Source organism: Achromobacter sp. ACM02 (assembly GCF_014851605.1).
Classification (GTDB): domain Bacteria; phylum Pseudomonadota; class Gammaproteobacteria; order Burkholderiales; family Burkholderiaceae_B; genus Achromobacter; species Achromobacter aegrifaciens.
Genome location: NZ_JACUZY010000011.1, coordinates 28,783 through 42,282 on the forward strand (window position 1 = coordinate 28,783; position 13,500 = coordinate 42,282).

13 protein-coding genes are annotated in these 13,500 nt (G+C 65.6%); 6 read left to right on the plus strand and 7 right to left on the minus strand.

What is annotated here, in order from left to right:
* Window positions 1-100 precede the first annotated feature (100 nt).
* The 6 genes from IB258_RS27245 to IB258_RS27270 all read left to right on the plus strand — a co-directional run bounded on the left by IB258_RS27245 (window position 101) and on the right by IB258_RS27270 (window position 6,320).
* Window positions 101-1,117, plus strand: a complete 1,017-nt coding sequence (locus tag IB258_RS27245) for an amino acid ABC transporter substrate-binding protein (protein WP_054458953.1) — start codon at window positions 101-103, stop codon at window positions 1,115-1,117.
* A gap of 130 nt (window positions 1,118-1,247) precedes the next feature.
* Window positions 1,248-2,438 (plus strand): amino acid ABC transporter permease, encoded by a 1,191-nt coding sequence (locus IB258_RS27250; RefSeq protein WP_054458955.1) that lies wholly within the window; start codon window positions 1,248-1,250, stop codon window positions 2,436-2,438.
* 1 nt (window position 2,439) lies between these two features.
* Window positions 2,440-3,540, plus strand: a complete 1,101-nt coding sequence (locus IB258_RS27255; protein ID WP_054458957.1) for an amino acid ABC transporter permease — start codon at window positions 2,440-2,442, stop codon at window positions 3,538-3,540.
* 60 nt (window positions 3,541-3,600) lie between these two features.
* Window positions 3,601-4,341: an amino acid ABC transporter ATP-binding protein gene (locus IB258_RS27260; RefSeq protein WP_042795434.1), complete on the plus strand. Its 741-nt coding sequence runs from the start codon at window positions 3,601-3,603 to the stop codon at window positions 4,339-4,341.
* Window positions 4,342-4,507: 166 nt separating this feature from the next.
* The gene (locus IB258_RS27265) at window positions 4,508-5,524 is read left to right on the plus strand and encodes a tripartite tricarboxylate transporter substrate binding protein (RefSeq protein WP_054458959.1); all 1,017 of its coding nucleotides are present in this window, start codon (window positions 4,508-4,510) and stop codon (window positions 5,522-5,524) included.
* Window positions 5,525-5,957: 433 nt separating this feature from the next.
* Window positions 5,958-6,320, plus strand: coding sequence for a glyoxalase superfamily protein (locus IB258_RS27270; protein ID WP_118933914.1), 363 nt, complete (start codon window positions 5,958-5,960; stop codon window positions 6,318-6,320).
* On the opposite strand, the gene IB258_RS27275 is transcribed toward IB258_RS27270, so the two are convergent.
* The 7 genes from IB258_RS27275 to IB258_RS27305 all read right to left on the minus strand — a co-directional run bounded on the left by IB258_RS27275 (window position 6,317) and on the right by IB258_RS27305 (window position 13,498).
* Window positions 6,317-7,009, minus strand: coding sequence for an ABC transporter ATP-binding protein (locus IB258_RS27275; protein ID WP_054458964.1), 693 nt, complete (start codon window positions 7,007-7,009; stop codon window positions 6,317-6,319). The two genes, IB258_RS27270 and IB258_RS27275, sit on opposite strands and share 4 nt — an antisense overlap.
* Window positions 7,009-7,761 (minus strand): ABC transporter ATP-binding protein, encoded by a 753-nt coding sequence (locus IB258_RS27280; RefSeq protein WP_054458966.1) that lies wholly within the window; start codon window positions 7,759-7,761, stop codon window positions 7,009-7,011. The genes IB258_RS27275 and IB258_RS27280 overlap by 1 nt, the downstream gene beginning before the upstream one ends.
* Window positions 7,754-8,722 carry a branched-chain amino acid ABC transporter permease gene (locus tag IB258_RS27285; RefSeq protein ID WP_192353459.1) on the minus strand — a complete coding sequence of 323 codons (969 nt, stop codon included), beginning with the start codon at window positions 8,720-8,722 and terminating at the stop codon, window positions 7,754-7,756. The genes IB258_RS27280 and IB258_RS27285 overlap by 8 nt, the downstream gene beginning before the upstream one ends.
* A gap of 11 nt (window positions 8,723-8,733) precedes the next feature.
* Window positions 8,734-9,648 carry a branched-chain amino acid ABC transporter permease gene (locus IB258_RS27290; RefSeq protein ID WP_082401347.1) on the minus strand — a complete coding sequence of 305 codons (915 nt, stop codon included), beginning with the start codon at window positions 9,646-9,648 and terminating at the stop codon, window positions 8,734-8,736.
* Window positions 9,649-9,710: 62 nt separating this feature from the next.
* Window positions 9,711-10,886 (minus strand): ABC transporter substrate-binding protein, encoded by a 1,176-nt coding sequence (locus IB258_RS27295; RefSeq protein ID WP_192353460.1) that lies wholly within the window; start codon window positions 10,884-10,886, stop codon window positions 9,711-9,713.
* Window positions 10,887-10,915: 29 nt separating this feature from the next.
* Window positions 10,916-12,127, minus strand: a complete 1,212-nt coding sequence (locus IB258_RS27300) for a 3-hydroxybenzoate 6-monooxygenase (protein WP_054458972.1) — start codon at window positions 12,125-12,127, stop codon at window positions 10,916-10,918.
* 18 nt (window positions 12,128-12,145) lie between these two features.
* The gene (locus IB258_RS27305) at window positions 12,146-13,498 is read right to left on the minus strand and encodes an FAD-dependent oxidoreductase (protein WP_192353461.1); all 1,353 of its coding nucleotides are present in this window, start codon (window positions 13,496-13,498) and stop codon (window positions 12,146-12,148) included.
* Between the last annotated feature and the right edge of the window lie 2 nt (window positions 13,499-13,500).

The following is a 13,500-nucleotide window of genomic DNA, read 5'->3' on the forward strand; positions in this document are numbered from 1 at the left end:
CCGGATGCGCCGCGAGCGGCGCGGACGCTACCATCCGCCCCATACGTCGGCCCAACCCGGCCTGCGTTGCGACTTCGCTTTATCCCACACGGAGAACACGATGAAAGTACTGAAACTCGCTGCGATCGGCGCCGCTTTGTTCGCTGCATCCGCGGCTGCCAATGCGGGCGCAACCTTCGATAACGTCAAGAAAAAAGGGTTTGTCCAGTGCGGGGTTTCGACGGGCATCCCGGGGTTCTCCATCGCTGACAGCAAGGGCGAATACAAGGGCATCGACGTGGACCTGTGCCGCGCCATCGCCTCGACCATGTTCGGCGACGCCACCAAGGTCAAGTTCACCCCGCTGAACACGCAGCAACGCTTCACCGCGCTGCAGTCCGGCGAAGTCGACGTCCTCACCCGCAACACCACCGTCACGCTGACGCGCGACACCACGCTGGGCCTGATCGGCGTGGGCGTGAACTACTACGACAGCCAGGGCGTCATGGTCTCCAAGGACCTGAACGTCAAGAGCGCCAAGGAACTCAACGGCGCCACCATCTGCGTGCAGCCCGGCACCACCACCGAACTGAACCTGGCTGACTGGTTCCGCGGCCAGAAGATCGAATTCAAGCCGGTCGTGATCGACAAGTACGACGAAATCATCCGCGCCTTCTCGGCCGGCCGCTGCGACGCCTTCACCACCGACAAGTCGCAACTGGCTTCCACCCGCACCACGCTCGAGAACCCGGACAAGTACGTGATCCTGCCGGAAGACTTCTCCAAGGAGCCGCTGGGCCCCATGGTCCGCCAGGGCGACGAGCAATGGTTCAACATCGTGCGCTGGTCGCTCAACGCCATGCTCGAAGCCGAGGAATACGGCATCACCAAGGCCAACGTCGCGGAAATGGCCAAGAGCCCCAACCCCAACATCCAGCGCATCCTGGGCGTGACCCCGGGCATGGGCAAGAACCTGGGCGTGGATGACAAGTGGGCCTACAACATCATCAAGAACGTGGGCAACTACGGCGAAAGCTTCGAAAGCACGCTGGGCAAGAGCAGCGCGATGAAGCTGGAGCGCGGCTTGAACGCTTCCTACAAGAATGGTGGCTTGATGTACGGCTGGCCGGTGCGCTAACACACGGCTGCCTGGAAAAACGGAGCCCGGCGCTCCGTTTTTCCTCTCCCGCCCTCGGGCGGGTGGCAGGAGTGGGTGGCGCGGCCCTACCGGCTTCGCCGCCCGGTGTCCGACTTCTGTAGATTTACTCATGAATACTCCCAATAAAAGCGCGCCTGCATCGGCACCTCCCCGGCGTCTGAACTGGAACGATCCCGGGGTGCGCTCCGTGGTCTATCAAGTCCTGGCGCTGGCCGCGGTGGCCTGGGCCGTGTGGTTCCTGGTTTCAAACACCCTGCACAACCTGTCCGTGCGCAACATCGCCACGGGCTTCGGCTTCCTGGACCGCGAGGCCGGCTTCGCGATCGGCGAAACGCCCATCGCCTATACCCCTGCGGACACCTACGGCCGCGCCATCCTGGTGGGCCTGCTCAACACGCTGCGCGTAGCCGTCATCGGCATCGTGCTGGCGACCATCCTCGGTACGCTCATCGGCATCGGCCGCCTGTCCAAGAACTGGCTGGTCGCCAAGATCACCTCGGTCTATGTCGAGATAATGCGCAACGTGCCGCTGCTGCTGCAGCTGTTCTTCTGGTACGCGCTGATCACGGAAAACATGCCCGGTCCGCGCCAGGCGCACAATCCGCTGCCCGGCGTCTTCATCTCCAACCGTGGCTTGAAGGTGCCGGGGCTGGAAGGCAATTCGCTGGACTGGATGCTGGCCGGACTGGGCCTGGCCATCGTGGCGATCATCCTGCTGGGCCATTGGGGCAAGAAGCGCCAGGAGGCCACCGGCCGCGTGTTCCCGCTGGGCCGCGCCGCCATCGGCCTGCTCATCGGCTTTCCCATCATCGGCTGGCTGGTCAGCGGCGCTTCGCTGACCCTGGACATGCCGGAGCTCAAGGGCTTCAACTTCTCGGGCGGCCTGACCTTGTCGCCGGAATTCGCCGCCCTGATGGCGGGCCTGGTGATCTACACCTCGGCCTTCATTGCCGAGGTCGTGCGTTCGGGCATCCAGGCGGTCAACAACGGGCAATGGGAAGCTGCCGGCTCGCTGGGCCTGCGCCGCAAGCAGGTGCTGCGCCTGGTGGTGCTGCCGCAGGCGCTGCGCGTGATCATCCCGCCGATGACCAGCCAGTACCTGAACCTGACCAAGAACAGTTCGCTCGCGGTGGCCATCGGCTACCCCGACATCGTGTCGGTGGTGAACACCACGCTGAACCAGACCGGCCAGGCCATCGAGGGCATCCTCATCATCATGGCCGCGTACCTCACGGTCAGCCTGTCGATCTCGATATTCATGAACTGGTACAACAAGCGCATCGCGCTGGTGGAGCGTTGATATGAGCAGCACTTCGCATATCCCCGCCGAAGGCCTGCCGCCGCCCAGCACCCAGGTGGGCGCCTGGGCCTGGATCAAGTCGCGCCTGTTCTCCTCGCCGCTGAATATCCTCATCACGGTGCTGCTGGCGTGGTTCCTGCTGATGGCAGTGCCGGCGCTGGTGGAATGGGCCTTCATCAAGGCGAACTTCTCCGCGGCCAACGCGCAGGAGTGCCGCGCTTCCGGGGGCGCCTGCTGGGCGTTCATCATCGAGAAGCACCGGCTGATCCTGTTCGGCACCTATCCCTACGACGAGCAATGGCGTCCGCTGATCGCAACCATCATCCTGGTGGCCGTGATCGTCTGCAGCGGCATCCGGCGCTTCTGGAACTGGAAGCTCGCCGTCATCTGGACCGTGGGCCTGACGGCCGTGGCGCTCCTGATGTGGGGCGGCGTGTTCGGCCTGACCTACGTGGAAAACGCGCGCTGGGGCGGCCTGCCGCTGACGCTGATCCTGTCCACGTTCGGCATCGCCTTCGCCTTCCCCATCGGCGTGCTGCTGGCCCTGGGCCGGCGCTCCAAGATGCCTGCCATCAAGGCGCTGTGCGTCGTGTACATCGAGCTGATCCGCGGCGTGCCGCTGATCAGCCTGCTGTTCATGTCCTCGGTGATGCTGCCGCTGTTCCTGCCCGAAGGCTTCTCCATCGACAAGCTGCTGCGCGCGCAGATCGCGATCATCATGTTCGCGGCGGCGTACATCGCCGAAACGGTGCGCGGCGGCCTGCAGGCGATTCCCAAGGGCCAGTACGAGGGCGCGGATTCGCTGGGCCTGAACTACTGGCAGCAAATGCGCAAGATCATCCTGCCGCAGGCGCTGAAGATCGTGATCCCGCCGCTGGTCAGCATTTTCATCGCGCTGTTCAAGGACACCTCGCTGGTGGTGATCATCGGCATCTTCGACCTGACGCTGGCGGCCAAGGCGGCCTTGTCCGACGCGGCATGGCGCGGATTCGGGGTGGAGGCGTACCTGTTCATTTCGCTCATCTACTTCGTCTTCTGCTTCTCCATGTCCAAGTACAGCCAGGCGCTGGAAAAACGCCTGGCCACGGGACACGCACGCTAGAACTTTGCAGCGCGTCCGCCCCGGGCGGACGCGCACCGCGATACTTACGGGAGTACAGGCATGTCTGATGCCATCATCAAATTGCAGGACGTGAACAAGTGGTACGGCCAGTTCCACGTGCTGCGCAACATCAACCTGGACGTCGCGCCGGGTGAGCGCATCGTGGTGTGCGGGCCGTCGGGCTCGGGCAAATCCACCATGATCCGCTGCATCAACCGCCTGGAAGAGCACCAGAAGGGCCACATCATCGTGGACGGCACGGAGCTCACCAACGATCTCAAGCACATCGAGACCATCCGCAAGGACGTCGGCATGGTGTTCCAGCACTTCAACCTGTTCCCGCACCTGACCGTGCTGGAAAACCTGACGCTGGGGCCCATGTGGGTGCTGAAGAAGCCGCGCGCGGAAGCCGAGGCCACGGCCATGAAGTACCTGGAGCGCGTGCGCATTCCGGACCAGGCCAAGAAATTCCCTGGCCAGCTCTCGGGCGGCCAGCAGCAGCGTGTGGCGATCGCGCGTTCGCTGTGCATGAGCCCCAAGATAATGCTGTTCGATGAGCCGACCTCGGCGCTGGACCCGGAAATGGTCAAGGAAGTGCTGGACGTGATGGTCAACCTGGCGCAGGAAAGCGGTATGACCATGATCTGCGTGACCCACGAAATGGGCTTCGCGCGCAAGGTCGCCAACCGCGTGATCTTCATGGACCGCGGCGAGATCATCGAGCAGAACAGCCCGGACGAGTTCTTCGACAATCCGCAGAACGACCGGACCAAGCTCTTCTTGAGCCAGATCCTGCACTGATGCTTCAAAACCGCCTTCGGGCGGTTTTTTCTTGGGGCGGCGGGTTGCCGCGACGGGGCAGCGGCGTGAACAGCCGGGGGTTCTGCTGGTATCTCTTTGTTACGCCTTATTCCTCGCTGCGGTATGCTACTGACCGCTATTGATCCGAAGCGAGGAGAACAACATCATGACGCAGACCCCCCGCAGCGCTGTGCGCCGCGCCCTGTTGCAAGGCGCCGTGGCGCTGGCCGCCACCCTGCCTTTCGGCGCCCCGGCGCTGGCCCAGGCCACCGATTTCCCGACCAAGCCGCTGCGCTTCGTCGTGCCTTACCCGCCTGGCGGCCCGCTGGACACCATGGCCCGCATGCTGGCCGAGAAGGTGCGCGGCTCGCTGGGCCAACCGGTCATCGTGGAGAACCGTTCGGGCGCGGGCGGCAACATCGGCGCCGACCTGGTGGCCAAGGCGCCGGCCGACGGCTACACGCTGGTGATGGGCGCGGTCGCGACCCACGCCATCAATCCCTGGCTGTTCGCCAATCTGCCGTATGACCCGGTGAAGGACTTCGCGCCGGTGACCATCGTGGCCTCGGTGCCCAATGTGCTGGTGATGAACGTCGAGTTCGCGCAGAAGAACAAGATCGAGAAGCTGGCCGATCTGATCGACTATGCCAAGAAGAATCCGGGCAAGCTGAACTACGGTTCGGGCGGCAACGGCAGCGCGGGCCATCTGTCGGGCGAGCTGCTGAAGGCGCGCGCGGGGATCAATGTCGAGCACATTCCTTACCAGGGCGCGGCGCCTGCCCAGCTGGCGCTGCTGTCGGGACAGTCGGATTTCATGTTCGACAACCTGGCGGCTTCGGCGCCGCTGATCAAGGACGGCAAGGTCAAGGCATTGGCCGTGACGACTGCCAAGCGTTCTTCGCTGCTGGCGGATGTGCCGACGGTGGAAGAGTCGGGGATCAAGGGCTTTGACCTGGGGACCTGGTTCGGGGTGTTCACGACGGGCGGCACGCCGGCGCCGGTGGTGGCTAAGCTGAACAAGGCTTATGCCGATGCTATGCAGCAGGCGGATGTGAAGCAGCGCTTGTTGACGATGGGGTCTGAGGCTGCGCCGATGACGCCTGAGGCGTTTGCTGAGTTCGTTAAGGGGGAGAAGGCGAAGTATCAGGAGATTGTGAAGATCTCGGGGGCTAGTTTGAATTGATGTTTTTTTAGCGCCGGGTGGTTCTTTAGACGCCCGTCGCGTCGGCGGCCCGCGGTGTGCGGGGCTGCGATTGCGGTCCGGAGCGTTCGCTCCGGACTTGCCTCGGCGGCCCCCCCCTTCGTCATCTTCGTCACCGCCTGCGGCGGTTCCTTCAGATTCCCTCGGGCTTATCGACGCCCCGCACACCGCGGGCCGCCGACGCGACGGACTCCGGCGGTTGAAACTTGACGTCGGCTGGGGCGATTGGGGTTCTTCTGGTTCTTGCCGACATCTGTGTGGGGGGCGTGTCTTGCGGGGCCCGCCCCAGGCCGGCCGCGCGGGCGGCCTTTTGGGGCTTACGCGGTGGCTTGCGTCGTGATGCTGTGTGCGTTGCGCTTTGCGGTGCGGCTTGTGGTCTATGCTGAGAGTCCTTGCTTACTGACCAGAGGGCGTCATGCACCTGCAAGCTGCCATTCCCATTCTGCGTATTTTCTCCGTCGAAAAGGCGCGCGAGTTCTATCTGGATTTCCTGGGGTTCGAATGGGACTGGGAGCATCGCTTCGAGCCGGGCATGCCGCTGTATGCGCAAGTGCATCGCGGCGACCTGGTGCTGCACCTGAGCGAACACCACGGCGATGCCACGCCCGGATCCGCGGTGTTCGTGCGGATGCGGGGCGTGGACGAGTTCCAGGCCGAGGTGAATGCCAAGGGCTATGGCTATATGCGGCCCGGCGTGGAAGAGATGCCGTGGGGGCGGGTGATGGCGGTCATCGATCCGTTCGGGAATCGGTTGAGCTTCTGCGAATCATCCGACTAGACGCCCAGGTAGCGCTGCGCGAGTTCGGGCTGCGCGGCGAGCTCGGCGGGGCTGCCTTGCCAGACCACGCGGCCTTTTTCCAGGACGTGGTGGCGGTCGACGAGCGTCGCCATTTCCTTCAGGTTCTTGTCTATCACCAGGATGGTCTGGCCTTCTTCCTTCAGGCGGCGCAGGCAGTTCCAGATTTCGTGGCGGATCAGCGGCGCCAGGCCTTCGGTGGCTTCGTCCAGGATGAGCAGGCGCGGGTTGATGAGGAGGGCGCGACCGACGGCGAGCATTTGTTGTTCGCCGCCGGACAGCGTGCGGGCGGATTGGGCGCGGCGCTCCTTCAGGCGCGGGAACAGGTCGAAGACGCGGCCGACGTGCCAGCCGGCGCGGGTGTTGCGGGCGGTGGCGATCAGGTTTTCTTCCACCGACAGCGAGCCGAAGACGCGGCGGCCTTCGGGTACCAGGCCGATGCCCAGCTGGGCGATGCGGTGCGGGGCCTGGCCCGCGATGGGTTGGCCGTCGAGCAGGATGCTGCCGCCCTGGGCGGGCAGCATGCCCATGATGGTCTTGACGGTGGTGGTCTTGCCCATGCCGTTGCGGCCGATCAGGGATACGACCTGGCGCGCGGCGATGTCCAGGTCCACGCCGAACAGCACTTTGCTCGCGCCGTAGCCGGCCTGCAGTTGCTTGAGTTGCAGCATCAGTCCTCCTCGCCCAGATAGGCGGCGCGCACGTCGGGATGGTGGCGCACCTCGTCCGGCGTGCCTGTAAAGATGGTCTTGCCGTAGACCAGCACGGTGATCCGGTCGGCCAGGGCGAAGACGGCGTCCATGTCGTGTTCGACCAGCAGGATGGCGTAGCGGCCCTTCAGCTCCTGCAGCAGGGCGGTCATGCGTTGGGATTCCTCGGCGCCCATGCCGGCCATGGGCTCGTCCAGCAGCAACAGCGAGGCATCCAGCGACAAGGCCATCGCCAGTTCCAGCTGGCGCTTTTCGCCGTGGGCCAGTTCCGAAACCCGTACGTGGGCGCGGCCGCTCAGGCCGACGCGTTCCAGCGCCTCTCTGGCGGGTTGGCGCAGTTGCGGCAGGCGGCGGGCGTTCTTCCACAGGTTGAAGCCGCCGGGGCTGTGCGCCTGCACCGCCATGGCGACGTTGTCCTCGGCGCTGAAGGCGGGGTAGAGCTGGCTGATCTGGAACGAACGCGCCAGCCCGGCCGCGGGCCGCTTGTGGGCGGGCATGCGGGTGATGTCGCGGCCATCCAGCAGGATGTCGCCCGAGTCCGGCAGGATCTCGCCGCTGATCTGCGACAGCAGCGTGGTCTTGCCCGCGCCGTTGGGGCCGATGAGCGCATGCAGTTCGCCGGGCCGGACCTGCAGGTTGACGCCTTGGGTCGCGCGCACGGCGCCGAAGGATTTCTGCAGGTCGCGGATTTCCAGCTTGGGATGATCAGTCATGGTGCTTGCCTCCCACCAGCCAGCCATAGACGCCGCGCTTGCCGAACAGCACCACCAGCACCAGCACAGGCCCCAGGATCAGCATCCAGTGTTCGGTCCAGGCGGTGGCGACCTGTTCCAGGCCCAGGTACACGACCACGCCCAGTACGGGGCCAAAGATGGACCCCATGCCGCCCAGGATCACCATGGCCATGAGTTCGCCGGACTTCTGCCAGGACGACATGTCGGGGCTGACGAAGAGCGCGTAGTTGGCCCACAGGGCGCCCGCCAGCCCGGTGCCCGCGGCCGACAGCACGAAGGCGGTGAGCCGGTAGCGCAGCGGTGCCAGGCCCAGTCCGATACTGCGGCGCGGATTCTGCTTGATGCTTTGCAGCGCCATGCCGAAGGGCGAATTGACGATGCGGCGGCAGGCCAGGATCCATGCCGTCATGAGCGCCAGGCAGACGTAATAGAAGGCGGTGGGGTTGTTCATGTCCAGGCCGGGCAGGGTGTTGCGCGTGTCGATGGACAGGCCATCGTCGCCGCCGTAGACCATCAGGCCGACCAGGATGAAGTACAGCATCTGTCCAAAGGCCAGCGTGATCATGATGAACTGCACGCCCGAGGTCCGCAGCGACAGAAAGCCGACCACCAGGCCGGCGAGAGCGGCGGCAGCGATGGCCAGCGGCCACATCACCAGCGCCGCGTTGCTGCCGCTCCAGCCGAACAGTGTGTCGCCCTGGCTCAGGTGAAAGCCCGCGATGCCGATCACATAGCCGCCCAGCCCGAAGAAGGCGGCATGGCCGAAGCTGACCATGGCGCCGTAGCCCAGGATCAGGTCCAGGCTGACGGCGGCGATGGCGTAGATGAGAAAGCGGGTCATCAGGTTGATCAGGAAGCTCTCGCCCGTGGCCGACGCGATGGCCGGCACCAGCACGAACAGCAGCAGTCCAATCGTGTTGACGATGGTTTTTCTGGTCATGGGTATCGTTCCTATCGCTGCGCGGGCACCAGGCCGCGCGGCTTGAACAGCAGCACGATGGCCATCAAGATGTAGATGCTGGCCGAAACCAGGCTGGAACTCGCCGAGTCCGACAGCTCCGGCGGCAGCAGCCGCGACATCCAGAACGGGATGTAGGCGCGCCCCAGCGCATCGGTCATGCCTATCATCAGAGAACCGACCAGCGCGCCGCGCACCGAACCCACGCCACCCACCACGATAACCACGAAGGTGGTGATGAGGATGCGCTCGCCCATGCCGATCTCCACCGCCAGGAGCGGCGCGGCCATCACGCCGGCAAAGCCGCAGAGCAGGGCGCCTAGCGTGAAGATCAGCGTGAACAGGCGCTGGATGTTCACGCCCAGCGCGTCGACCATTTCGCCGTCGTCGGCGCCCGCGCGTACCAGCATGCCGACGCGCGTGCGCGAGATCAGCAGCCACAGCCCCAGCGCCACCAGCACGCCAGCGCCGATAAAAGCCAGTCGCATGAGGGGATAGTTCAGGCCGGGCAGGATCTCCACCGAGCCCGACAGGAAGGGCGGGATGTCCATGAAGGGCGGGCTGCGGCCGAACAGCACCGTCACCATCTCGTTGGTGAACAGCGTCAGGCCCAGCGTGGCCAGCACCTGGTCCAGGTGGTCGCGGCGGTACAGATGGCGGATCACCAGCAACTCCACCACCAGGCCATAGAGCGCCGCGCCAGCCAGCGCCGCCAGCAGCGCGGCCAGGAACGATCCGGTGGCCGCCGCGGCGCTGGCCGCGCAGAACGCGCCGACCATGTAGAACGAACCGTGCGTCAGGTTGATGACGTTCATGATGCCGAACACCAGCGTCAAGCCCGCCGACAGCAGGAACAGCAATGCGCTGTACTGCAGGCCATTCAAGACCTGCTCCAGGAACATCAGCATTGGGGACTCCTCGTGGAGTGGACCCGGCGGACTGCGCGCAATCCGCCGGGCGTCGTGCGGACTTACATCTTGCAGTCGGCGGCGTGCACGTCGGTATGGTCGCGGGCGATGACCTTCAGGTTCTTGTAGACCAGCTTGCCGTCGGGGCCGGCCTCGATGTGCAGCAGGTACCAGTCCTGGATCGGGTGCTGGTTGGGGCCGAACTTGAACTTGCCGCGCACGCTGGGGAAGTCGGCGCGGCGCAGCGCGTTGCGGAAGTCGTCAGCGCGGCCGGTGATGTCGCCGTCCACGGCCTTCAGTGCGGAGCCGATCAGGTTGGCGGTGTCGTAGGCCTGGGCCGCATAGGCGGTGGGCGCGCGGTTGTAGGCCTTGGTGAAGGCTTCGACGAAATGCTTGCTCTGCGGGTTGTCGAGATCCGCGCTCCACAACGAGCTCAGGTAGAAGCCCTTGCCGGCATTGCCGGTCGCGGCCAGCATGCGGTCGTCCATCGAGTAGATGGGCGTGATCATGCGGATCTTGTCGGCCAGGCCGGAGTTGGCGAATTGCTTGGTCAGGTTGATGCCCGCGCCGCCGGGGTGGAACTGGAAGATGGCGTCGGGATTGAGCGAGCGGATGCGCGCCAGTTCCACCGAGAAGTCGGCCTGTTCCAGCTTGGTGTAGATCTCGTCGGCGATCTCGCCCTTGTAGGTGCGCTTGAAGCCGGCCACCGCATCGCGCCCGGCCTGGTAGTTGGGCGCCATGATGACCACGCGCTTGGCGCCCAGCTCGTTGGCGGCAAGGCCCGCAGTGTCGGCGTAGGAGTCGTTCTGGAACGCCACCGAGAAGTAGTTCGGGTTGCAGGCCTTGCCGGCGTAGTTGGAGGGGCCCGCGTTCAGGCTGATATAGAAGCCGCCCGCGTTCAGCACGGTCGGCCCCACGGCCGCCATGACGTTGGAGAAGTTGATGCCCGTGAACAGCCGCACGCCGCCCTGCACCATCTTGTCGGCGATCTGCTTGGCGTTGGCGGGTTTGAGCGCGTCGTCCTCCACGCGCACATTGACCGGCACGCCGCCGAGTTTGCCGCCGCCTTCCTTGACCGCCAGCATGAAGGCGTCGCGCTCGTCTTCGCCGATGTAGCCGGCGGGCGTGGACAGAGTGCCGATGAAGCCGATGTCGACCGGCTTTTGCTGCGCGCCGGCCGCGAACGCGGTCAGCGCAAGCACGAGGGCGGCGCTGCCGCGGATTGCGGTTTTTCTCATGGTTGTCTCCTTGGGTGCCTGCATTTTTTCTATTGAGAGGATTGCCCCGCGAGGCAGTTTTCCACCTTCCAGCCGTACAGCCACTGCAACGCGTCGTAGAACTGGGACTGGCTGCGGCCGGTCCACAGCATGTTGCGCACGGTGCGTTCGACGCCCCGCGCGTGATAGAGCCTGCCCATTTCGCGCGTGGACCACACCACCCGCGCGCTGCGCGGGATGCGGACGGATTCGTACAGGCGGAACGCGGCCTCCAGGTCTTGGCCGCATTGCTTCACGGCTTCGCCCAATGTCACCGCGTCCTCCAGCGCCATGCAGGCGCCCTGGGCCATGTATTGCGTCATGGGATGGGCGGCATCGCCCAGAATGGTCACGCGCCCCTGGCCCCAGCGTTCCACGGGCTCGCGGTCGGCGGTGGCCCAGCGCTTCCAGGACGTGGGGCGGTCCAGCATCTGGTGCGGACGCGGGTGGATGCCCTGGAAGTAGGACAGCACTTCTTCCTTGCTGCCCTCGCGCACGCCCCATTCTTCCTGTTCGCGGCTGTGGAAAGTCACCACCAGGTTGTATTGCTGGCCGCCGCGCAAGGGGTAGTGCACCAGATGGCAGTGCGGGCCAGCCCACAGCACGGGGGCGTTGATGCGCAGCTCCTCGGGCATGTTCTCGCGTTCGACCACGGCGCGGTAGACCACGTGGCCGGTCACGCGCGCCGGGTCGCCTACCATGCGTTCGCGGATCACGGACTTCACGCCGTCCGCGCCTACTACGGCGTCGGCGCGATAGCGGTTGCCCTGGGTGTCCACGACTTCCACGCCCTTGTCGTCCTGCGACATGGATGCGATCTGGGTGGAGGTGCGAAAGCTGATCAGCGGATTCTGCTGCACGGCCTCCAGGATGGACAGGTGAATGTCGGCGCGATGGATCACGGCATAGGGGCCGCCGAAGCGCTCGCGGAAGGCCTCGCCGGTATCGATGCGCACCACTTCGCGGGCGTCCACCGCATCCATCATGATGATGTGGTCGGTAAACACGGCGCGGGCGCGGGCGGTCTGGCCCACGCCCAGGGCGTCCAGCGCCGCGAAGGCGTTGGGACCGAGCTGGATGCCGGCGCCGATTTCGCCGATGTGCGCGGCCTGCTCCAGCAGCTGCACGGCGATGCCTTGCCGGGTCAGCGCCAGCGCCGCGGCCAGGCCGCCGATGCCGCCGCCCACCACGATCACGGATTTATCGGTTTGCGTTGCGTTCATGTATGGCCTCCGCGCCGTTCAGTCCTGGCCGCCCAGGAACACGCCTTGTTTCACCAGCTGCGCCTGCAAGGCGGAAATGGGCACGTCACCGGGGGCGATGCCGGCGCGCAGCGCCATGGCAGCCGCCGTGCCCGCGGCCTCGCCCATGACGAAGCAGCTGCCGCTTACGCGAGCCGCCGACTGGCCTTCGTGCGTCATCGAGGCGCAGCGCCCGGCCACCAGCACATTGCCCGCCACGCCCTGGGCGCGTTTGGGCACCATCATGCGGAATGGCAGCTGGTTATAGCCGCGGGACTCGGGGATCGGCGGCCAGAGCCATTGCACGTCGCCGGCCGTGTGCATTTCCAGCGGCCAGCCATTGACGCCGATGCTGTCCGGAAAGTCGGCGCAGCCCAACACGTCTTCCTTGCTCAGAACGGCCTCGCCCACGATGCGGCGGGTCTCGCGGATGCCCAGCTGCGGCGCGATGTCCAGCACATAGGCGTTCTCGAAGCCCGGCACCTTGGCGCGCAGGAAGGCGAGGTATTGCACGATCTGGCGGCGGCCTTCGAGCTCGCCGGCCGACAGGGAATCGGCGTCGGTGCCGTCGGCCGCGCTGCCGTCGGCGTTGGCAAGCTGGGTCACGTTGACCCGCCACTCGTAGTCGTGCTTTTGCGGGCGCACGATGGCGCCGCGGCGCGGGAAGGTGAATTCGCCGCTGGCCGCGGCCTGGTCCATCAGCTGGGGGATGGTCTTCCAGGCTTCCTGCGCGCGGGCGCCGTCGACATTGCCGACCTTGAACATCAGCGTGGGATAGAGCATGCCGCCGTGCTCGTCGCCCTTCTCGAAGGGCAGGCCGCCCCATTGGGCGATATCGGCGTCGCCCGAGCAATCGATATAGACCTTGGCGCGCACGGCGCAGCGGCCGGACTTGGTTTCCAGGAATAACGCATCCACGTTGCCGTCGGCGCCGCGCGCCAGGCCGGTGGCCAGCGCATGGAACAGCACCTGTGCGCCGCTGGCCTGGACCAGCCCGTCGGCGGCGCACTTGAAGGCCGAGATGTCATAAGCCTGGGCGTGGATCTTGCCCAGGATCAGGTGAGGCTCGTTGAGCCCGTCCATGGCGCGCATGCGGTCCAGCAGGTCGTCCGTCATGCCGTGTACCACCTGGCGGATGTCGCCCCGGATGTTCGCGTGCAGGCCGCAGAAGTTGGATACGCCGGCCGCCGTGCCCATCCCTCCCAGGAATCCGTAGCGTTCCACCAGCAGCACGCTGGCGCCGTTGCGCGCGGCGCTGGCGGCGGCCAAGAGGCCGGCGGGGCCGCCGCCCAGCACGACGACCTCATATTCGCCGTAGAGCGGAACCTGGCGGGCGGGTTCGGTGATGAGCATCC